Raw genomic sequence first — 19,494 nt, 5'->3', positions numbered from 1 at the left:
GGATGTTTGCGAATAGGTCTATTTCAAGCAATTCGAGGCGAGAGATGAAATCAGAACCGGTACAACTCGAGAGAACAACTCTCTACGAAGAAGTTTGGCGAGAGCCAATGTTGAAGCTGGCGACGCGGTATGGGCTATCTGACGTGGGTCTGAGGAAAGTTTGTGACAAGTTGGACGTCCCCGTTCCCGGGAGAGGGCATTGGTCGAAAGTGGCTGCGGGACACGAGGTAAATCGTCGAGAGTTACCTAGTCGCGTGGGCCCGTCAACTTACACATGTGGGAGGCCTGCTAGTTTTCTTCCATTAGACGTGCGACAGGGTGCTTTCCGTGTGAGCCGGAGATTTGCGTTCGAGAACCCGGCATACCGGTCCGCGTTGCTGTCTAAACCAATGACAATCGAAGAATGTCTCCCACTGACTATCGCAATCGCCAAGGCCTTCGATAAGAAGAGGGCAGACGAATACGGCCGATGCCGTGTGCGAGCCGGAGAATTTCTGAGTGTCCGTGTTTCGGGTGCGCGATGGGCAAGAGCTTTGCTGGTGGTCAACGGTATCTTGGAAGTATTGGACTGCGCGGGTTGCGAAATGATGCGCTTCACGGGCGATGCTTTCCCCGATGCTGTATCAGTTGATGGAACGCTTTTTACCTTCCAATTGAACGAGCGGATTGGCGCATCCGGTGCCGGAGAGTCGGGGGCAAACGGAGAGTTTGAACTTTTGGCGTTTGTGAAAGGTGGCCGCTTCCGCATCCGCAGTATTGGGGATGGGCCGAAATGGCCCATCGAGCCTCGGTTGGTGAGATTTGTAGCGTCGCTTAAACGATTTTCAATCGACCGAAAGCTGGGTTCAGGTGATACAGCCAACGCAAAGTGTTCCTAGGCTTTCACATCGCATTCGGCCTTACGTCGGTTACGGAACTAGCTGGCCATACCCCGCTGGAAATCGCGGGGATTTGCTCTTCAGTTAGTCTCCGCCGGCGGTTGCTGTTGCCCAGCGCGTTGGTGCTCGTCCGCTATCTGCTTTCGCACGGTAAACGCAAAAGCCGCCCAATGAAGGCGGCTTTGCGGTACTGCTCGTTCGGTTGGTGCCCGGGGCCGGAATCGAACCGGCACGCCATCGCTGGCGGGGGATTTTCTTACCACTTCGACTTTCGCCGCCAGAGTTGCCTCTGTTCGTGGTCTGGAGCACGCCTTCACCATGGCAGTTGTTATGCTGCGTTAGGTGCCCGCCGTCTGCTCTCTACACCTTCTCCGGCGCTTTCGCATCGAAGCTTGGCTCGGTATTAGCTCGGACTTTCATCCAGGGCCTTCGCCGAGTTTGACGGGCTTCACCTCAAGAATTTCTTCAAGAGGGCTCAAATTTGGTCTGAGTCCCCTGCGTCTACCAATTTCACCACCCGGGCGACGCAAATTCGCTGGCGACAATACCAGCGAAACCTACCTAAAACAAGTCCCGCTTACGGCGAATACATACGCCGCCGCCTGTGGATAACTTAAACCGGTAAGTCTACCGGTTCGGTTTCCGCCTCAAACCCTCAGCTGGCGCACATCCGGCACGTAACCGGTAGTAAACCAGGGTCCAGACTGCGTCTACCAATTTCACCACCTGGGCAGGTCTTGCAGCGTACGCGTCAGAAGCTGGCGCGCGGCGAAGACGCAGATTATGGCCGAAAATTCGGCGCCGGGCAAGCCAGTTGCTTTCTTCCGCTGCAAGGCCTTCAAACCGTGCGGGAAAATCGTTCGAGTGTCTGCTGGCCGAGATAGCGGTCGAACACCATCGCGATGTTGCGCACGAGCATGCGGCCGGCCATCCGCACTTCGAGCTTGCCTGCTTCGAGCGACACCAGACCGTCCTGCTCGAAGCCGCGCAAGCGCTTTAACTCCGGCTCGAATGTCCCGGCGAAGCGGATGCCATATGCCGCTTCGAATTCGTCGAAGCGCAATTCCAGGTTGCACATCAGTTGCGTGATGACGTCGCGGCGCAGACGGTCGTCGGCGGTGAGGCGCACGCCGCGCGCGATGGCGAGCGTGCCCGCATCGATCGCCGCGGCATAGCCCGGCAGATCCTTGACGTTCTGCGCGTACACGTCGCCGACCTTGCCGATGGACGATGCGCCGAAGCCGATCAGGTCGCATTCCGCCCGCGTGCTGTAGCCCTGAAAATTGCGATGCAAGGTGCGCTGTGCTTGCGCGCGCGCGAGCTCGTCGGTGGGCAGCGCGAAGTGATCCATGCCGATGTACACATAGCCCGCGCCTGTCAGACGTTCGACCACATGCTGCAGGATCGCGAGTCTCACATCGGACGAAGGCAGCGTGGCGGGGTCCATCTGGCGTTGCATCTTGAAGAGCTGCGGCATGTGCGCATAAGCGAAGACCGAGAGGCGATCGGGCGCAAGCGCAAGCATCGTGTCGAGCGTGCGGCCGAAGCTCTCGACCGTCTGATGCGGCAGTCCGTAAATCAGATCGACGCCGATCGAGTGAAAGCCGGTGGCGCGCGCGGCCTGCATCACCGAGGCGGTCATCTCGAGCGGCTGAATGCGGTTGATCGCCTGCTGCACGACCGGATCGAAGTCTTGCACGCCGAGGCTCAGCCGGTTGAAACCGAGCTTGCGCAGATGCGCGATCGTGTCGGGCGATGCTTCGCGCGGATCGACTTCGATCGAATACTCGGCTTCGGCGTCGGGCAGCAGTGTGAAGTGCTCGCGCGTGGCGGCCATCAGCTCGGCCGTTTCCTCGTGCGACAAAAAAGTCGGCGTGCCGCCGCCCCAATGCAATTGCGATACCGGACGCCGCGTGTCGAAACAGGCGGCCTGCAACGCCATTTCGCGTTTCAACCGATCGAGGTACGGGCGCGCGTGGGCGCGATTTTTGGTGGCGACCTTGTTGCAGCCGCAGTAGAAACACACGGTGTCGCAAAACGGAATGTGGAAGTACAACGAGAGATCCGTGGACGACGCGCCCGGGTCGGCGGCGGCGCGTAAATAGTCGGTGCGATCGAAGTCGTCGCGGAACTGCAGGGCGGTCGGATAGGACGTATACCGTGGGCCGTTCGCGCTGTATTTGGCGAGCAGGTCAGGGCGAAACAGCGTACTGGCGATGGACATGAGGGACTCGAGGGCTGGCTGGCGGCCATCGGGTAAGAGGCGGGCCGTCGCGATTCGCGCGACCGGATCGATCCGCGCAGACGCCTCTTGCGCATGGCCTTTAGGATCTTTCGAGTTTACGCGAGTGACCATTCGCCCGATTGCGTAAAAAGGTCGCACGGGATGCGGTGGCACAATGCGGGTCTGATAGTGCATTGCCCGTTTTCAGGTTCAGGAAAAATGTCGTGAGTGATGTGTCGAACAGCGCCGTGAAGCGCGAGTCCCCGTTCCGCGTGGCCGGTCACGCGTGCCGCGCTGATTGCGGCGCGTGCTGTATTGCGCCGTCGATTTCGAGTCCGATTCCGGGTATGCCGAATGGCAAGCCGGCGGGCGTACGTTGCGCGCAACTCGGCGACGATTTGCGCTGCGCGATTTTCGGTCAGCCTGAACGGCCGGCGTGCTGTTCAGGTCTGCAGCCGCAGATGGAAATGTGCGGCACGAATCGCGGCGAGGCGCTCGCGTGGCTCACGCGACTGGAGATGCAAACTCAACCGAACGCGCAACCGGTGGCTCAGCGCTAACGCGCGCAAGCGAATCGCCGCGAACAGCAAACTGCAAACGGCAAACCACCGGCCAAAAACGAACACCGTAATCGCATGCCAGAACAGGTTTCCATAGGAGATTTCGCATGACTCGACCCGCCGCGCCGGCCCGGCGCCGCTTCCTGCTTGCCGCGCTGACAGGCTGCAGCGCGCTCGGCATCACCGTTTCGCTCTCGGCCTGCGCAACCTCGACTTTTCCGTTCATTCCGTCGCATTACACGTTCTCGCAGCAGCAGGTGCAGGACGCGGTACAGCGTAAATTCCCCTATCAGCGCACGGTTTCGCAGGTGTTCGATGTCGCGCTGACCCACCCGGTGGTCGGTCTGCTGCCCGACGCGAACCGCGTCTCAGTGAAGCTCGATGCGCGTCTCGTGAGTCCCTTCATGCCGCAGCCGGTCGACGGCGTGTTCACGCTGTCGAGCGAACTGGCCTACGACGCCGCCAGCAAATCGGTCGTGCTCAAGTCGCCGAATGTCGATAACGTCAGCGTGAGCGGGCAGGCGCAGGCCTATACCCAGCAGATCAATGCGGCCGCGGCGGTGCTCGCCACGCAGTTGCTGACCAACTATCCGATCTACACCTTCAAGCCCGAACAACTGCAATTTGCCGGAGTGAATTACGAACCCGGTACAATCACCATCCTTACAAACGGCATACGCGTGCAGATCGTCGAAAAATGACGCGGCGCGCGGCCGGCAGGGCCGCGCGCTTTCCGTGCCGGCCCTGTTCGTTCCGACTGACTACAGCGATTAGGGGCACGGATGGACTGGCTATTGGCTTGCAAGGCGCTGATTCTGGGCGTCGTCGAGGGATTGACGGAGTTTTTGCCCGTGTCGAGCACCGGGCATTTGATCGTCGCGGGCAGCCTGCTGAACTTTACCGATGAGCATGCGAAAACCTTCGACGTCGTGATCCAGCTCGGCGCGATTCTCGCCGTGTGCTGGGAATTTCGCCGCCGCATCGGCAGCGTGGTGTCCGGTTTGCCGAGCCGGCCGGATGCGCGCCGCTTCACGCTGAACGTGATCATCGCCACGATTCCGGCGATCGTGCTCGGCTTGCTGTTCGAGAAATCCATCAAGGCGGCGTTGTTCTCGCCGGTGCCGGTCGCATTCGCACTGGTGGCGGGCGGCGTCGTGATCCTGTGGGCGGAAGCGCGTCAGCGCGCGCAAGGCGAGAGGGAAGCGCGCGTGCAAAACGTGGACGACCTGAGCGCGCTGGACGCGCTGAAAGTCGGCCTCGCACAATGTTTCGCGCTGATTCCGGGCATGTCGCGCTCGGGCTCGACGATCATCGGCGGGATGCTGTTTGGCCTCGACCGGCGCGTTGCCACGGAGTTTTCGTTCTTCCTCGCGATTCCGATCATTTTCGGCGCGACCGCTTACGAGCTGTACAAGGACTGGCACCTGCTTTCCGTCGATGCGCTCGGCACCTTCGCGGTCGGGTTCGTGGCGGCGTTCGTCAGTGCCTTCGCATGCGTGCGCTGGCTGCTGCGCTACATCGCCGCGCACGATTTCACCGCGTTTGCGTGGTATCGCATCGGCTTCGGACTGCTGATCCTGCTGGTCGGCTACAGCGGCGCGTTGAGCTGGACGGATTGAGCGCTCGCCTTTTGCTTGAACCATGAGAAAAGGTCCGCGTTTGCGGACCTTTTTCGTTGCGTGCCGAATCGTGCTGCGCGTTTATGCAACGCCGCGTTTGCGGAAGACGAGATCCCACACGCCATGTCCGAGCCGCAAGCCACGGCGCTCGAACTTCGTCACCGGACGGTACTCCGGACGCGGCGCATAGCTGTCGGCGGTATTTTCCAGCACCGGATCGGCGCTCAGTACTTCGAGCATTTGTTCGGCGTAGTTTTGCCAGTCGGTCGCGCAATGCAGATACGCGCCGGGCTTCAGGCGCGATGCGAGCAGCGCGACGAACTTCGGCTGGATCAGCCGGCGCTTGTGGTGGCGCGCCTTGTGCCACGGGTCCGGAAAGAAGATGTGCACTCCGTCGAGGCTGGCCGGCGCGATCATCTGTTCGAGTACCTCGACCGCGTCGTGCTGAACGATGCGGATGTTGGACAGGTTCTGTTCACCCGTCAATTTCAGAAGCGCGCCGACGCCCGGCTCGTGTACTTCGACGCCGAGAAAATCGTCGCCGGGACGGTGTGAGGCGATTTCGGCGGTGGTCGCCCCCATGCCGAAGCCGATTTCCAGCACGCGTGGCGCCTCGCGGCCGAATACGGCGTTCCAGTCAGGCTGCTGCGGCGCAAAGGGCACCACGAAGCGCGGGCCGAGTTCGTCCATGGCGCGGCGCTGGCCGGTCGAGACGCGGCCGGCGCGGGTGACGAAGCTGCGGATGCGGCGCCGATGCAGGGCTTCTTGCGGCGCGTTGTCGTCGGCGTTCGGTTGGTGTCCGGTTTCGCTGGAGGGCGTCGGGAGGTCGTCCGGCGGGCCGGCGTCGTTTGGATCGTGGATCATCGTCGATGCTGCTACAAGGGTAAAAGGCTTCGCGGCTCGCCCGGCGTGCTGCATGGTGCCTGTCCGAGCTTGCGCGATATGAGGCGCGAGTCCGACCGGCACGGCGAGTGAACGCGAGGTTGACGGGTCGCTGCGCCAGGCCGCCGCTATGACAAAAAAGCCGCCTTCATGGAGGCGGCTCGTGCTGGATTCTGCTGAAGGTGTCAGCAGGAAAGTGGAGCGGGCGTTGCAAGTGCGCGTAAGGTAGCACAACCCAAAAGGGCGCGTCCAGACTGACCGGGGATGGCGGGAGTGGGGATGTGAGTGGGAATATTACATTCCAATAACGCAGGCATCTGCACAGATGATTTAATCTTTTTGTAAGCTATTTCTTTGGGCGATTATCTGACGGAGTAGTGATCATCAGCAAGTGTGCGCATCGTCGCCCATAGCCTTACTGCCCTGCCCATTACCGGTGACATGCGTTTTGCGATGAGATGCCTTTCGCGGCGACGTCGCTACTCAAGATTCTTCTCGGCCGATTTGTGCAAGCGGATGGATTGCCGGATTCGACGATCAGGAAAAGCTTTTTTCGGGTAGGGATGAGAAGAGCGGTAGAGTCAGATCCTTTTGCGAATCTGCCCGATTGCTCACGAGCCGACTAGAAAGAATCTGGAGCGGGCGATGGGAATCGAACCCACGGCTCTAGCTTGGGAAGCTAGGGTATTACCATTATACGACGCCCGCAGAGCACGCCATTCTACGCGGGTTTCACGCGACTTGGCAAACGTGGACGTTTGCGGCGCGTCAGGTGGTGTGCTGACTGCGGGGAGCGCGTGTGATGTTCCGCGCCACTTTGCACCGGCTCGTCGTATCCGCCGAGCCGTACTCAGCGATTCGTCGCGTGCTCCTGCGCATTCGCTCCGCTATCTCCCTCGCGAGTTCTACCTAACGCGACTAACTCGGCATCGTCTTCGTCAGGCGCCGCAACTAAGTACACCGAGGCGCTGCCGTCCGCCACCGCGCACAACGCGGAACTAGCCGATTAACGCTCCGACTGCCAACCAGATCGCGGAAATCGAATGCAGCTAGAAGCCCATATAAATACAAGGCCAATCAAATAGTTACGCACCGCATGCTTCGATTTCTTGATTCGTTATGCATGACTTTTCATCGCTGCCGACTGAGTGGTCGCTCAAGACATTCGAATAAATATTAAAGCTTACCGGAATCCCGCCGTTTACTTCTTTAGCGCCCTTTCCAAATGTTACAAGAATTCATTCGATTTGATTCTGTCAAGTGACTTTCTGGAATATTTCAACGAATCGGCGCTGGCGGCAATCATCGAGATCAAAATGACCAACGGTGTGCCATAGCCGATCTGATTGGCTGTGCACTCACCCAAATACAAAATGGATATGAAAATTAAAGCTAAATTGACGTTATCCCTGCTCGCTTCGCTCGCGCTGGCCGCGTGTGGCGGTGGCGGCGACGGGGGCAATTCGGCGGCAGCGCCTGCGACCGGCAGCGCTTCGGCGCCGGCCGTGGCAAGTGCTCCCGTTCCCGCAAGCGCGCCGGTTCCGGCTTCTTCGCCCGCCCTGAGCGGCGAGCAGCTGCCGAGTCTGACCAGTCCGCAGAGCGGTTCGGCCGCGGCCACGGGCAACGGCGTAGAAGGGGTGTGGACAAGCCAGTCCGGCATCGACAAGACCACGGCCTTCGTCGATCCGCAAGGCAACATCTCTTACCTGAATACGGTAGGCGGCTTCGGCATGTCGGAATTCTTCGGCGTCATCGCGCCCAGCGCGCCGAACTGGACGCTCACCTCGGGTGTGGCATTCATCGGCGGCTTCTATTATCCGACGACCTCCGGCTCGGGCACCTTCGTGAATAAACAGACGTTCACGGGCAGCTACGTCGAGAACGGCACCACGGTGAACCTGTCCTGGAACTACGACGCGGCGAATGCGCTCGCGGTTACCCAGTCGAGCGTCGCGGGCACGTGGGCGCAAACCGGTTCGTCACTGACGATTGCAAACGACGGCACGCTCAGCGGCACATTGAGCGGCTGCCCGGTCTCCGGAACGTTGCTGCTCGCCACGCCGTCGTCCAGCAAGAATCTCTACACGTTGAGCGTGACCGGCACGACCGCGTCCTGCACGTTGAAATCGGGCGCGACGTATTCGGGCAATGCCGCGATTACGTTCCTGCCGATCACGGGCAGCACCCTGTACGCCCGCACGATTTTGTTCATGATCAGGACAGCGGCCAACACCACGGTCGCCTACGGTCAGTTGACGAAGCAATAAGCTGAAGCAATAAGCGACGCATGAAACAAAGCCGCCGCCTTTCTGATGGGCGGCGGCTTCTGAATATTCGCTACCTGTGCGTTCAGATCACGAAATAAGTCAGTTGAACGGCGGCGCGGGTGACCACCATCAGCAGCACCTGCACGATCACGAACAGCAGGATCGGCGAAAGGTCGATGCCGCCGAGTTGCGGCACCACGCGGCGCAGCGGATTCAGAAACGGCGCCGTGAGCTGGTACAGGATCGGCATGGCCGGCGAACGCGGATTGAGCCATGACAGTAGCGCCATCAGAATCGTCAGCCAGATGATCAGATTCAGCGCCCACTTGATCAGAGTCAGCACCGCGACGATCAACAGCGTCGGCAATAGCGTGAGCGGATCGGCGCCTGTCAGCACCACCATCAGCACGACATACACGATGGCAGCGAGGAGGGCCGCGACAAGGCTCGCCCAATCGATCTTGCGCGTGCTCGGCAAGATATGCCGCAGCGGCAGCACGATCCAGTTGGTGGCTTGCAGTACGGCATTCGTGACGGGGTTGTAGGGCGGCATGCGCACGACTTGCAGCCATGCGCGCAGCAACAGCGCCGCGCCGAACAGCGTGAAGACGGTATTGAGCAGAAAACGGGCGATATCGCCAAACATCTCGTGTCCTTATCCTTCGAATATGACGGCCGCCGAGCGGCCGCAGGGTGCCGGCGTTCTCCAAACGGCGCGCCGGCGGGTTCATTTGAATTTCCCGCGCCGTTCCCGCACTTGGGGCGCGTTACGCGCCGTTAGAAGCGGCCGCGTGGTGCTGCAATGTCACGGTTCGCGGGTCACGATCAACGGCTCACTATATTAAAGGCCGCGATTCGTCCACGTTCCGCGGGGCATCACACGGAAATCTTGATCTCGCTGATCAGAATCGCGCCGTTGCCGCCGTCCGTGTAGTTGGGAATGTCGGCCATCAATTGCTCGGAAGCCGGTTTGAAGACTTTGTAGAAGTCGTCCGCGCTGTCGAACAGGAAGTGGCCCGCTGCGACGTACGGTGGCGGCGTTCCCGGCGGCCCTGCGTTGATGCCGACGTCGACCGACCAGCCCTTCAGCGACGGCCCGAACAGCTTCGCCGCGAGCGGCATATGCGTGACGCAGTAGTAGTCCACGTCGAAGTGGCCGTTTTCCCGATACGGATAGAGGATGCTGACCTTGATCATTGTGCGTTCTCGTCTGTTGGTCCCGATGCGCGGCGCTGGCGGATTGCGCGCGGCGCCGGACGTCACATTATCACGGCTTACTTGACGCTTGCACCTGCTGCGGCCTGATTCAGCGACCGGTTGAGCGATTCTTCCACCACCTCGGCGATGGCGTCGATCGCGGCGGGCGGCGTGGCGCGGCGTTCGGCCAGACCGACGGCGCGCCGCGACATCAGCCCGTACAGCGCGGCGTGGTCGCCGCCGAGGCCTTCCAGCAGCGCCAGTTGTTTCTGAACCACGCCGGTGTCGCCGCGCGATACCGGGCCCGCGAGTGCATTGGGCAAACCCCTGTCGCGGGCGGTTTCAATCGTGCCGGAAAGCATCGGCAGCAGCGCGCGCAGCGCATCGTCTTCGGCAAAGCCGAGCGTGCGCCACAGCGCGACGCATTCCGCGAGGCTGCACAGCGCGAAGCTGGCGGCGTAGTGCGCGGCGGCGTGATAGAGCATGCGACCGCCCGCCGGAATCGACAGCGGATGGCAGCGCAGCGCGACGGCTAGCGCTGTCAGCGTGTCTCTCAGTGCGCCGTCGGCTTCGATCGTCACCGAACAACCGGCGATGCGCTCCAGATCGGCGAGTTCGCCGCTAAAGAGGTACAGTGGGTGAAAACCGCCGATCGAGGCGCCCTGGTCGCGTGCCGGGGCGAGCAATTCGACCGGCGAAGCCCCGCTGCAGTGCACGAGCGCCTTGCCGTGCGCGCCGGCGGCGGTGTCGGGAGTGAACCGGAGTGTGTGCGCTGACGTACCGATGCTGTCATCGGGAACAGCTAAAAAGACGATATCGGCGGCGTCGACAACGTGTTGTGGGTTCTCGAATGCCGCGCAATGCTCGATTTGACTGGCAAGCCGGCCGGCGGAAGTTGCCGAGCGACTGGCTACCGCGGTGACCGGATAACCGGAGCGTGAAAAGCTCAGCGCAAGACAGCGTGCGAGCCGGCCCGCACCGATAAAGCCGAGGCGCGGCAGAGAGGACTGGGACATGGGTGCCTGCTCCAGACGAAACATTGGTAAAGCAGAAGTATCGCGCATCCGCCACGCTCGCGGCGCGGCAGGGCAGCGGCTTCACTCGATCAGTGCGCCTGCGATATGACGCCCCCGGCCGGCCATCCGGCTGCTGTCGCCCGCGGGTTTAAAAACTGCTCATAATTCTTCAGAGCCGGTTTGGCAGTTGCTGTTCTGGGTATTTCGTCTCGCAGTCAGATTCGGGAGGTTCACGATGAATATTTTTTCTTACCGAAAGCACTTGCGGTTCCTGACGCACGCACAGCGCCGTCGCTGGTGGGATCAGAAAAAGCGCCTGACGCCGCGCGTGCGGATCAGCGGCGCCTATGTCCCGCCCAGCGTGTCTCGCGAGTTCGCGTATGTGAAGGTCGGTTGACGTAGCGACCCTTGCAGGTAAGGAATGCCCGGCCTCATCAGTCGGGCATTTTTCATTCTGGGGTGCAATTGGACGCCGTCAGGATCGAAGCTAATTTGTAATCAAAGATTACTGTGTAGCAAATGCCGCAAGCCGTAAGGCGAGCATTGCGACTGATTGCGGCGTCTCCAAACACGGGCAATCCCTGAGTTTTCAGCGCATTACGAAGGTGATTGACCGCTTGCGGCGTCCATTGGAATTGCGCGCTTTTGTCGCCGATTGCAATTTGCAACAAATGCGAACAGATGGGTGCGGTCTTTTTCGATACATTGATTTCATAGCATGCAGGGCATGCGAAGTCGGCGACCCTGGTGGGCCGCGCTAGGAGAATAAAAGTGAAAAAGATCGTTCCGTTTGTCGTTGCCGCAGCACTCGGATTGGGGCTTGCCGGTGCCGCTCAGGCACACGTTTCCGTCGGTATCGGTATCGGAGTTCCGATTGCGCCGGCTTACCCGGTTTATGCCGCGCCGCCGCCGGTTTACTACGCACCGCAGCCGGTTTATGCACCGCCGGTCGTTTATGCACCGCCGCCAGTCGTCGTAGGTGGGTATTATGGTGGCTATGGGCGTCCTTACTATCATCACGGCTATTACCGCGGTTACTACGGTCACGGCTACTATCGCCGCTAAATGTAGTGGATCGATGTTGATTGACGGCGTAACGCCGGCTTGATCGCCGGGTTACGCCGTTTGTATTTTTGTTGGCGGCTTTTCATGCAGTCAATGGCGGGCTTATTGTCCGAATGACGGTTTGAATTCGCGCTGGCCGGTCAGGCGAAGAGTTGCCAGAGGCGTTCACACGCTCACTTCACGCCTGACGTTCCAAAGCTCGGTCGAAGCTGGGAGAATGGTTGTTTCGCCACCGCTCTGGAGAGTTTCGCCGATGCAAGCGCTTCCCGCTCCCACTTTCGACGACGTACTCGACGCCGCAGCGCGTCTTGAGGGCGTCGCCCACCGTACTCCCGTTCTGACCTCTAGCACTTTCAATGAGCGCACTGGGGCGTCGGTGTTCTTCAAGTGCGAGAATTTTCAGCGCATGGGCGCCTTCAAATTTCGCGGCGCCTACAACGCGATCTCGCATTTCGACGCGGAGCAGCGCAAAGCCGGTGTGCTGACCTATTCGTCGGGCAACCATGCTCAGGCGATTGCCTTGTCGGCGCGCCTTGCGGGCATCCACGCCACGATCGTCATGCCGCAGGACGCACCCGCGGCCAAAGTCGCGGCAACCAAGGGCTACGGCGGTGAAGTAATCACCTACGACCGCTACACGGAAAATCGTGAAGAAATCGGGCGGCGGCTCGCCGAAGAGCGCGGCATGACGCTGATTCCGCCTTACGATCATCCGCATGTGATCGCCGGGCAGGGCACGGCGGTGAAGGAGTTGATCGAGGAAACCGGGCCGCTCGACATGCTGTTCGTGTGCCTCGGCGGCGGCGGATTGATCAGCGGCAGCGCGTTGTCCGCAGCGGCATTGAGTCCGGCGTGCACGGTGATCGGCATTGAGCCGGAAGTTGGCAACGACGGCCAGCAATCGCTGGCGCGCGGCGAGATCGTGCATATCGACACGCCGCGCACGATCGCCGACGGCGCTGCTTCCACGCATCTGGGCGACTACACGTTTGCCATCATCCAGAGACTGGTCGCGCGGATCGAAACGGTCAGCGACGCGCAGTTGATCGAGACGATGCGCTTTTTCGCGCAGCGCATGAAGATCGTGGTCGAGCCGACAGGCTGTCTCGCCGCGGCCGCGGTGCTCAACGGCATCGTGCCGGTGAAGGGAAAGCGTGTCGGCGTGGTGGTGAGCGGTGGCAACGTCGACCTGGAAAAGCTTGCGCAGTATCTTGCCTGATACATCGCGTGGGCAGGCGCTGTTGCGCTGGCCTGGCGCTCGATCGAAAACGGCTCGCCAACGCGGGCCGTTTTCATATCAGCTTGCCACGTGCGCGGTTTGCACGATCAGATCACGATACCCGTTGACGATCACGCTGTACGAGAAGTAGGCAAACAGCAGCGCAGACAGCACGTGACAGGCGCGCAGCAAGCCGGTGCCGGCGCGTTTGCGCCCGTGGCTGCCGAGTCCGCAGATAAAGATCGTCCAGCACAGACCGCCAAGAAAGAATCCGCCGAGAAAGACCGGCGCGGTCGTCACGCTCGTTGCGCCGGCTTTCGCGATCAGCGCGCCGCCGACCGCGGCGAACCACAAAATCGCCGACGGCGACGACACCGCCAGCAGGACGCCGCGCAGGAAACCGCGCCACGCGGACAGATGCGGCGCATTCGCGTCCGCCTCGCCGGCCACCGCCGGCGCCGTCGCCGGGAACATTGCTTCACGCGCCATCTTCCAGGTCAGGAAGAGCAGGATCGCCGCGCCGCCGATCCACACCACCCAGCGCACGGATTGGAACTGCAGCAAGGCGGCCATGCCGGCGAGCGCGAGCGCCGCATAAATCAGATCGCCGATGCACGAACCGAGGCCGAGCCAGAAGCCCGGTTTGAACCCGTGCGAGAGCGTCAGGGAAATCATGGCGACGTTCACAAGACCGATATCCAGACACAGCGACAGCGACAGAAAAAACCCATCCGACATCATTGAAAAAGCATGCATCTGCGCAACGGCTCCGTTAGCTTTGTTATTCAGTCTTGTCGTACGGCTTGCCTTAGAGGCCCAACTCGTTCCACAAGGAGTCGATGCGCTGCTTGATCGCGTCGTCCATCACGATGGGGCGGCCCCATTCCCGATCGGTTTCCCCGGGCCACTTGTTGGTCGCGTCGAGGCCCATCTTCGATCCGAGTCCGGCCACCGGCGAGGCGAAATCCAGATAGTCGATCGGCGTGCGGTCCACCAGCACCGTATCGCGCGCCGGATCGATGCGCGTGGTGATCGCCCAGATCACTTCCTTCCAGTCGCGGATATTCACGTCCTCGTCGACCACGACGATGAACTTCGTATACATGAACTGCCGCAGGAAGCTCCACACGCCGAACATCACGCGTTTGGCATGGCCGGGGTAGCTCTTCTTCATCTGCACGATGGCCATGCGGTAGCTGCAGCCTTCGGGCGGCAGATAGAAGTCGGTGATCTCGCTGAACTGCTTTTGCAGCAGCGGCACGAAAACTTCGTTGAGCGCGACGCCGAGCACGGCGGGTTCGTCGGGTGGTTTGCCGGTGTACGTGGAGTGATAGATCGCATCGCGCCGCATGGTGATGCGCTCGACCGTGAAGACTGGGAACCACTCCTGCTCGTTGTAGTAGCCGGTGTGGTCGCCGTACGGGCCTTCCAGCGCATGTTCATAGCCCGCCGACGCGCCCTTGACCGGACGCGGCGGCGCGCCCGCGGGAGCGGGCGAAGGCGCGCCTTCCTGCGGATAGATGAAGCCTTCGAGCACGATCTCGGCGCGCGCCGGCACCTGCAAGCCGTCGACGCCCGGCGTAATGCACTTCGCCAGTTCCGTGCGGCCGCCGCGCAACAGGCCGGCGAACTGGTATTCAGACAGCGTGTCGGGCACCGGCGTGACCGCGCCGAGGATCGTGGCTGGGTCGGCGCCCAGCACGACTGCCACCGGATACGGCTTGCCCGGGTTCTGCAGGGCGAACTCGCGGAAATCGAGCGCGCCGCCGCGATGCGCGAGCCATCGCATGATCAGTTTGTTACGTCCGATCAATTGCTGGCGATATATGCCTAAATTTTGTCGGCTCTTATTTGGTCCTTTTGTGACGGTCAGGCCCCATGTAATCAGCGGGCCGGCGTCGCCGGGCCAGCACGTTTGGATCGGCAGCTTCGCGAGGTCCACGTCGTTGCCTTCCCACACGATTTCCTGGCAGGGCGGCGCGCTCACCGTCTTGGGCGCCATGTCCCACACTGCCTTTGCGAGGGAGAACAGTTTGCCGGCGTCCTTGAGCCCCTTCGGCGGCTCCGGTTCCTTCAATGCGGAGAGCAGCCGGCCCACGTCGCGCAGCGATTCGAGCGCGGCGCCGTCGCCTTCGCCGGCTTGCGCGTCCACTCCCATGCCGAGCGCGACCCGCCGAGGCGTGCCGAACAGGTTGCCGAGCACCGGGAACGCATGCTGTGTCTTGCTCTCGAACAGCAAAGCGGGGCCGCCGGCGCGCAGCACGCGGTCGCACAACTCGGTCATTTCCAGGACAGGCGAGACGCTTTGTGAGATGCGGCGCAGTTCGCCGATGGTCTCGAGACGGCCGACGAAATCGCGCAGGTCTTTGTATTTCATCTGGTGCGGTTCAGTGCCGCGCAAGCGGCGAAGAAGGGAGGCGCAGCACGGTTTAACGGCGCCAGAACGATTGTCGATTTTACCTGTGTTGGCGAGCGCACGTAGCTCGGCCAAATGACCTAGGCGGGACGGGGGAGCCGAAACAGGTCAAAAGGCGCGCGCCGCGCGGTTTTGGGCTGTCTGAACAGGGTTCGTTATTACAATTAGTTATACATTTGCCTATCTATAGTGTTGACGATCTATAAAACCCTGCATAAAATCCGTCCACATTGGTTGCAGGGCGTGAACCTTTTTACCACTGCCCCCGGTCCCATCAGACGCAACGCGTCACCGCTTACCGATTCCTGCACGGTATTAGACGGTCTTATTGATGTCCTCGCCAGCGTTAACTGACGCTGGTTTTTCGCGTGGGAGCCACCGCCCGCATGCTTTTTTGACATGCCGCGGTCCTTTTCCAGGATGGCTCCCCACAAACGGTATTTACCGTTTTCCCGACGTCGCTGCTGCCCTAACCAGACAGAGCGCGCGATGTCTTGATTCTGCGAACGTGCTTCACCGCCTGTTCATATGGCGGGGTTCGCGGATCATGCAACATGGGAGATCTGAATGAACGCCTGGTTATCGTGGCGTCCCGATGAGCGTATCGCGCAAGTTGTGCGCGGTGTGGTGCGCTGCGGGACGCGAATGAGTCATCACCTGTTCAGCATCGTCGGCGGTATCGCGGTGGTGCTGACAGTCGCACTGTGGCTGATGCCGACCCTGCGCGGCACGCTAGCGGCCAAGGCAATGCCGGTCATCTCCGCCGCTGTGCAAGCCGGTCCCGCCCGTCTGCTGCAGGGCAACCCGCTGCCGGCTTTCGGACCGCCCGCGCGCGCGTCCTCCGACGACTCGCTGACCGCCAGCTCGAACGGCCCCGATGCCGTGAGCGGCACGAACAATGGCAACACTGTCACCGCGAGCAACAGCAGCTTTGACAACGCATTCGACGCCGCCGGGTCAACCGGCATGGGTGTCGCAGCGCTGAACGGCCTCGATCCGCGCACCATGCAAAGCGTTACCGCGCTGGCGAGCCTGATCCCGTCGCAACGTGTATCCGCGGACGCGCGCGACGACCGCGTCCTGATCTCGACCCGCGAGCAGGACCTGGTTGCGTCCTTTCTCGCACGGCGCTATCGCGTTGCTCAGGAGCCCGTCAGCGAGCTCGTGAAGGCGGCGTTCGACACCGGCCGCGAAGTCGGTCTCGATCCGCTGCTGCTGCTTTCAGTGATGGCAATCGAGTCGGGCTTCAACCCGTACGCCGAGAGCGGCGTCGGCGCACAAGGCCTGATGCAGGTGATGTCCAAGGTGCACTCGGACAAATTCCAGTATTTCGGCGGCCAGAGCGCGGCGCTCGAACCGGTCGCGAACATCAAGGTGGGCGCGCTGGTGCTGAAGGATTGCATCGCACGTGGCGGCTCGCTGCCGGGCGGCTTGCGTCTGTACGTCGGCTCGACTTCGCCGGACGACGGCGGCTACGGTGCCAAGGTCATGGCCGAGCGTGCCCGCCTGCGGGACGTGGCGCGTGGCCGCAAGGTGCCGATTAACGCACCGCAGGCGCCGGTTTTGACGGCGTCGACCAACACGGCTACGGCCGCGTCGGGCAGCAATGGCAAGCGTGTGCAGGTGACGCTCGAGGGCAGTCATCCGTTGAGCGCGGCGACACCGGTGAAGGCGCCGGTTTCCTCCGAGCAGGACGATGCTAGCGCCAACGCGACGAAGCACGTGGCGTCGGCGTCGGAGTTGGGCGCTTGAGGTTGGCAGCTTAGAACGGGCGACTCCGCACAGGAGTGGCAACAAAAAAGGACACGCTCTGGCGTGTCCTTTTTTTTCGTCTGGCGATTGAAAGCGAGTCGCTCCTGCTCAACCCTTGCCGAAGAATTTCGCCAGACGGTCGACGGCCTCTTCCAGTTTCGGATAGGCAGTGGCGTACGACAGCCGGATGTACTCCTTCGGTGCGTGCGTACCGAAATCCATGCCCGGCACCAGCACCACGCCCGCATCGTGCAGCATGGCCTTGGTGAGTGCCGCGCTGTCGCCGGCCGCGGCGTGCGCGACCGTGCGGCAATCGGTATATACATAGAAAGCGCCGTCGGGCATTACCGGCACGGAAAAGCCGAGCGATTCCAACGCCGGCGCGATGAAGTCACGGCGACGCTTGAATTCCTGGCGCCGCGCTTCGTAAATCGCGATCGTTTCAGGCTCGAAGCAGGCGAGCGCCGCGTGCTGGGCGAGCGCGGAAGCGCAGATGAACAGGTTTTGCGCGAGTTTTTCAAACGCGCCGACCATGCCGGGCGGCACCACCAGCCAGCCCAGACGCCAACCCGTCATGTTGAAGTACTTCGAGAAGCTGTTGACGGTGATCACGTCGTCGCCGAACGAGAGCGCCGACACGGGCTTCGCGTCGTAGCTCAGCCCCTGATAGATCTCGTCGACGATGGTAAAGCCGCCACGCGCACGCACCGCCTTGACGATGCACTCCAGTTCGGCCGGTTCGATCGACGTGCCGGTCGGGTTCGACGGCGACGCCAGCAGCACGCCACGGGTGTGCTCGTTCCAGAGACGCTCGACGTCGGCGGCGGTGAGTTGGAAACGTTCGGCCGGGCCGCTAGGCACCATCACCGGCTTGCCTTCGGCGGCGATCACGAAATGGCGGTTGCACGGATAGCACGGGTCGGGCATGAGCACTTCGTCGTCGCGATCGACCAGCGCCGCGCAAGCCAGCAGCAATGCGGCCGATGCGCCGGCGGTAACGACGATCCGCGCCGGATCCACGCTAACGCCGTAGAAGTCGGCGTAATGCGCCGAGATCGCTTCGCGCAGCGCGTGCAGGCCAAGCGCGCTGGTGTATTGCGTGACGCCACGGCGCAGTGCGCTCGCGGCCGCCTCGATAACCGGCTCGGGCGCGGTGAAATCGGGTTCGCCGATTCCCATGTGAATGATGTCGCGGCCGTCGCGCTCGAGAAGCGCGGCCTCCTTGGCCAGTTCCATCACATAGAAAGGCTGGATGGCGTCCACACGTGCGGCAAGCCGCACCAAGGGTTCGGTCACGGAGTTCATACGATCAAATCCAGTTCAGAAGCAAAAGCGGGACGACGTTCGGCGCGAGTGCTTGCGCGCGAAACGGCGTCCTTGCGAACGGTTAGGTTACGCCAGCTCGTTCAGCGTAGCGCACGCCAACGACCATGCCGCCGGCCATGCGCCTTGCGCTCAACGCTTGCGAGCCGCCTGCGTCTCATCCACGCGCAGTTGTGCCGACAGCTTGTCCAGCACGCCGTTCACGTACTTGTAGCCGTCCGCGCCGCCGAACGTTTTGGCGAGTTCGACCGCTTCGTTGATGACCACGCGATAAGGAATATCGATGTGGTTCTTCAGTTCAAACGCGGCCACCAGCAGCACAGCGCGTTCGACCGGCGAGAGCTGCTCGATCGGACGGTCGAGACACGGAGCGATTGCCGCGGACAGTGTTTCCGAATCGCGGATCACGCCGTGCAGAATGGCGTCCAGATGTTCGTGGTCGGCCTTGTCGAAGCCTTGCGCGCCGCGCAGTTGCGCGTCGATTTCACCGCCGGGCGAACCCGACAGCAGCCACTGGTAAAGCCCCTGCGTGGCCAGTTCGCGGGAGCGTCGGCGTGCGCTCTTCATGCCTCTTCCTCTTCTTCGTCTTCTTCCTCGTCGTCGCCGCCGAGTTGTTCGAGCGCGACGGCAAGGTTCGCCATTTCGACGGCCACGCGCGCCGCGTCACGACCCTTTTCGGTCATGCGCGCAACGGCTTGTTCGTCGTTTTCGGTGGTCAGTACCGCGTTCGCGACCGGAATGCCGAAGTCGAGGCCGATACGCGTGATGCCCGCGCCGCTTTCGTTCGATACCAGTTCGAAGTGGTACGTTTCGCCGCGAATCACCGCGCCGAGCGCGATCAGTGCGTCGAATTGCGCGCTTTCGGCGAGCTTTTGCAACGCCAACGGGATTTCCAGCGCACCCGGCACGGTGACGAGCAGCACGTCTTCGCCGGTCACGCCGAGGCGTTCGAGTTCTTCGATGCAGGAGTCTGCGAGGCCATTGCAAACGGGCTCGTTAAAGCGCGCCTGCACGATGCCGATACGCAGTCCGTCGCCGTCGAGATTCGGTTGGTATTGTCCGATTTCCATGTGAAT

At 61.7% G+C, this 19,494-nt stretch carries 20 protein-coding genes and 1 tRNA gene; 9 read left to right on the top strand and 12 right to left on the bottom strand.

The features are described from left to right. Positions 1–389 precede the first annotated feature (389 nt). Complete coding sequence (locus B0G80_RS45240) at positions 390–878, top strand: hypothetical protein (protein WP_147309855.1); 489 nt, start codon at positions 390–392, stop codon at positions 876–878. A gap of 838 nt (positions 879–1,716) precedes the next feature. On the opposite strand, the gene hemN is transcribed toward B0G80_RS45240, so the two are convergent. Continuing rightward, complete coding sequence (gene hemN, locus B0G80_RS11735; RefSeq protein WP_116118092.1) at positions 1,717–3,102, bottom strand: oxygen-independent coproporphyrinogen III oxidase; 1,386 nt, start codon at positions 3,100–3,102, stop codon at positions 1,717–1,719. A gap of 224 nt (positions 3,103–3,326) precedes the next feature. On the opposite strand from hemN, the gene B0G80_RS45235 reads away from it, so the two are divergent. From B0G80_RS45235 to B0G80_RS11725, 3 genes are all read left to right on the top strand, one after another. After that, on the top strand, positions 3,327–3,662 hold the full coding sequence (locus B0G80_RS45235; RefSeq protein WP_147309854.1) for a YkgJ family cysteine cluster protein: 336 nt from the start codon (positions 3,327–3,329) through the stop codon (positions 3,660–3,662). 107 nt (positions 3,663–3,769) lie between these two features. Beyond that, positions 3,770–4,363, top strand: coding sequence for a DUF1439 domain-containing protein (locus B0G80_RS11730; protein ID WP_106283388.1), 594 nt, complete (start codon positions 3,770–3,772; stop codon positions 4,361–4,363). An 81-nt stretch (positions 4,364–4,444) separates the two neighbouring features. Beyond that, positions 4,445–5,281 (top strand): undecaprenyl-diphosphate phosphatase, encoded by an 837-nt coding sequence (locus tag B0G80_RS11725; protein WP_116118091.1) that lies wholly within the window; start codon positions 4,445–4,447, stop codon positions 5,279–5,281. Between the two features lie 81 nt (positions 5,282–5,362). Here the strand turns inward: B0G80_RS11725 and trmB are convergent, their stop codons facing one another. From trmB to B0G80_RS48025, 3 genes are all read right to left on the bottom strand, one after another. Beyond that, positions 5,363–6,145 (bottom strand): tRNA (guanosine(46)-N7)-methyltransferase TrmB, encoded by a 783-nt coding sequence (trmB, locus tag B0G80_RS11720; RefSeq protein ID WP_116118090.1) that lies wholly within the window; start codon positions 6,143–6,145, stop codon positions 5,363–5,365. 652 nt (positions 6,146–6,797) lie between these two features. Beyond that, positions 6,798–6,871, bottom strand: a tRNA-Gly gene (locus B0G80_RS11715). Positions 6,872–7,391: 520 nt separating this feature from the next. Then, a complete protein-coding gene (locus B0G80_RS48025; RefSeq protein ID WP_408967702.1) occupies positions 7,392–7,781 on the bottom strand; it encodes a hypothetical protein in 390 nt (129 codons plus the stop codon). Positions 7,782–7,800: 19 nt separating this feature from the next. Here B0G80_RS48025 and B0G80_RS11710 point away from each other — a divergent pair, with 19 nt between their 5' ends. Further along, positions 7,801–8,430 (top strand): hypothetical protein, encoded by a 630-nt coding sequence (locus B0G80_RS11710; RefSeq protein ID WP_408967701.1) that lies wholly within the window; start codon positions 7,801–7,803, stop codon positions 8,428–8,430. A gap of 82 nt (positions 8,431–8,512) precedes the next feature. Here B0G80_RS11710 and B0G80_RS11705 read toward each other — a convergent pair whose 3' ends face one another. The 3 genes from B0G80_RS11705 to B0G80_RS11695 all read right to left on the bottom strand — a co-directional run bounded on the left by B0G80_RS11705 (position 8,513) and on the right by B0G80_RS11695 (position 10,643). Continuing rightward, on the bottom strand, positions 8,513–9,076 hold the full coding sequence (locus B0G80_RS11705) for a YggT family protein (protein WP_106283378.1): 564 nt from the start codon (positions 9,074–9,076) through the stop codon (positions 8,513–8,515). Between the two features lie 230 nt (positions 9,077–9,306). Beyond that, complete coding sequence (locus tag B0G80_RS11700; RefSeq protein ID WP_106283377.1) at positions 9,307–9,627, bottom strand: EthD family reductase; 321 nt, start codon at positions 9,625–9,627, stop codon at positions 9,307–9,309. 77 nt (positions 9,628–9,704) lie between these two features. Further along, positions 9,705–10,643 (bottom strand): Rossmann-like and DUF2520 domain-containing protein, encoded by a 939-nt coding sequence (locus B0G80_RS11695; RefSeq protein WP_116118088.1) that lies wholly within the window; start codon positions 10,641–10,643, stop codon positions 9,705–9,707. A 235-nt stretch (positions 10,644–10,878) separates the two neighbouring features. Here B0G80_RS11695 and B0G80_RS45810 point away from each other — a divergent pair, with 235 nt between their 5' ends. From B0G80_RS45810 to B0G80_RS11685, 3 genes are all read left to right on the top strand, one after another. Further along, entirely contained in the window at positions 10,879–11,040 is a 162-nt protein-coding gene (locus B0G80_RS45810; protein ID WP_007180743.1) for a hypothetical protein, read from the top strand. A 374-nt stretch (positions 11,041–11,414) separates the two neighbouring features. Further along, positions 11,415–11,708 carry a hypothetical protein gene (locus B0G80_RS11690; protein WP_106283375.1) on the top strand — a complete coding sequence of 98 codons (294 nt, stop codon included), beginning with the start codon at positions 11,415–11,417 and terminating at the stop codon, positions 11,706–11,708. Positions 11,709–11,961: 253 nt separating this feature from the next. Continuing rightward, positions 11,962–12,927, top strand: coding sequence for a threo-3-hydroxy-L-aspartate ammonia-lyase (locus B0G80_RS11685; protein ID WP_116118087.1), 966 nt, complete (start codon positions 11,962–11,964; stop codon positions 12,925–12,927). A 78-nt stretch (positions 12,928–13,005) separates the two neighbouring features. Here the strand turns inward: B0G80_RS11685 and B0G80_RS11680 are convergent, their stop codons facing one another. Further along, the gene (locus B0G80_RS11680) at positions 13,006–13,683 is read right to left on the bottom strand and encodes a LysE family translocator (protein WP_106283373.1); all 678 of its coding nucleotides are present in this window, start codon (positions 13,681–13,683) and stop codon (positions 13,006–13,008) included. Positions 13,684–13,735: 52 nt separating this feature from the next. Beyond that, positions 13,736–15,304: a UbiD family decarboxylase gene (locus tag B0G80_RS11675; protein ID WP_116118086.1), complete on the bottom strand. Its 1,569-nt coding sequence runs from the start codon at positions 15,302–15,304 to the stop codon at positions 13,736–13,738. 606 nt (positions 15,305–15,910) lie between these two features. Between B0G80_RS11675 and B0G80_RS11670 the strand changes: the two genes are divergently transcribed. Then, positions 15,911–17,095 carry a transglycosylase SLT domain-containing protein gene (locus tag B0G80_RS11670; protein ID WP_116118085.1) on the top strand — a complete coding sequence of 395 codons (1,185 nt, stop codon included), beginning with the start codon at positions 15,911–15,913 and terminating at the stop codon, positions 17,093–17,095. 108 nt (positions 17,096–17,203) lie between these two features. Here B0G80_RS11670 and B0G80_RS11665 read toward each other — a convergent pair whose 3' ends face one another. From B0G80_RS11665 to ribH, 3 genes are all read right to left on the bottom strand, one after another. Beyond that, the gene (locus tag B0G80_RS11665; protein WP_116118084.1) at positions 17,204–18,400 is read right to left on the bottom strand and encodes a pyridoxal phosphate-dependent aminotransferase; all 1,197 of its coding nucleotides are present in this window, start codon (positions 18,398–18,400) and stop codon (positions 17,204–17,206) included. A gap of 150 nt (positions 18,401–18,550) precedes the next feature. Then, positions 18,551–18,985 (bottom strand): transcription antitermination factor NusB, encoded by a 435-nt coding sequence (gene nusB, locus B0G80_RS11660; RefSeq protein WP_106283369.1) that lies wholly within the window; start codon positions 18,983–18,985, stop codon positions 18,551–18,553. Beyond that, a complete protein-coding gene (gene ribH / locus B0G80_RS11655; protein ID WP_006050161.1) occupies positions 18,982–19,488 on the bottom strand; it encodes a 6,7-dimethyl-8-ribityllumazine synthase in 507 nt (168 codons plus the stop codon). Before ribH ends, nusB begins: the two co-directional genes overlap by 4 nt. Between the last annotated feature and the right edge of the window lie 6 nt (positions 19,489–19,494).

It is taken from the genome of Paraburkholderia sp. BL6669N2 (genome assembly GCF_003387275.1).
Classification (GTDB): domain Bacteria; phylum Pseudomonadota; class Gammaproteobacteria; order Burkholderiales; family Burkholderiaceae; genus Paraburkholderia.
This window is presented reverse-complemented; position numbering and strand designations above follow the sequence as displayed.

Bases quoted from the DNA above. Each gene is read 5' to 3' on its own strand.
- nusB (WP_106283369.1), bottom strand. From the start codon at position 18,985: ATGAAGAGCGCACGCCGACGCTCCCGCGAACTGGCCACGCAGGGGCTT.
- B0G80_RS11730 (WP_106283388.1), top strand. From the start codon at position 3,770: ATGACTCGACCCGCCGCGCCGGCCCGGCGCCGCTTCCTGCTTGCCGCG.
- hemN (WP_116118092.1), bottom strand. From the start codon at position 3,102: ATGTCCATCGCCAGTACGCTGTTTCGCCCTGACCTGCTCGCCAAATAC.
- B0G80_RS11670 (WP_116118085.1), top strand. From the start codon at position 15,911: ATGAACGCCTGGTTATCGTGGCGTCCCGATGAGCGTATCGCGCAAGTT.
- ribH (WP_006050161.1), bottom strand. From the start codon at position 19,488: ATGGAAATCGGACAATACCAACCGAATCTCGACGGCGACGGACTGCGT.
- B0G80_RS11695 (WP_116118088.1), bottom strand. From the start codon at position 10,643: ATGTCCCAGTCCTCTCTGCCGCGCCTCGGCTTTATCGGTGCGGGCCGG.
- B0G80_RS11705 (WP_106283378.1), bottom strand. From the start codon at position 9,076: ATGTTTGGCGATATCGCCCGTTTTCTGCTCAATACCGTCTTCACGCTG.
- B0G80_RS45240 (WP_147309855.1), top strand. From the start codon at position 390: ATGACAATCGAAGAATGTCTCCCACTGACTATCGCAATCGCCAAGGCC.
- B0G80_RS11675 (WP_116118086.1), bottom strand. From the start codon at position 15,304: ATGAAATACAAAGACCTGCGCGATTTCGTCGGCCGTCTCGAGACCATC.
- B0G80_RS11680 (WP_106283373.1), bottom strand. From the start codon at position 13,683: ATGCATGCTTTTTCAATGATGTCGGATGGGTTTTTTCTGTCGCTGTCG.
- B0G80_RS11665 (WP_116118084.1), bottom strand. From the start codon at position 18,400: ATGAACTCCGTGACCGAACCCTTGGTGCGGCTTGCCGCACGTGTGGAC.
- B0G80_RS11685 (WP_116118087.1), top strand. From the start codon at position 11,962: ATGCAAGCGCTTCCCGCTCCCACTTTCGACGACGTACTCGACGCCGCA.
- B0G80_RS11725 (WP_116118091.1), top strand. From the start codon at position 4,445: ATGGACTGGCTATTGGCTTGCAAGGCGCTGATTCTGGGCGTCGTCGAG.
- trmB (WP_116118090.1), bottom strand. From the start codon at position 6,145: ATGATCCACGATCCAAACGACGCCGGCCCGCCGGACGACCTCCCGACG.
- B0G80_RS11700 (WP_106283377.1), bottom strand. From the start codon at position 9,627: ATGATCAAGGTCAGCATCCTCTATCCGTATCGGGAAAACGGCCACTTC.
- B0G80_RS45810 (WP_007180743.1), top strand. From the start codon at position 10,879: ATGAATATTTTTTCTTACCGAAAGCACTTGCGGTTCCTGACGCACGCA.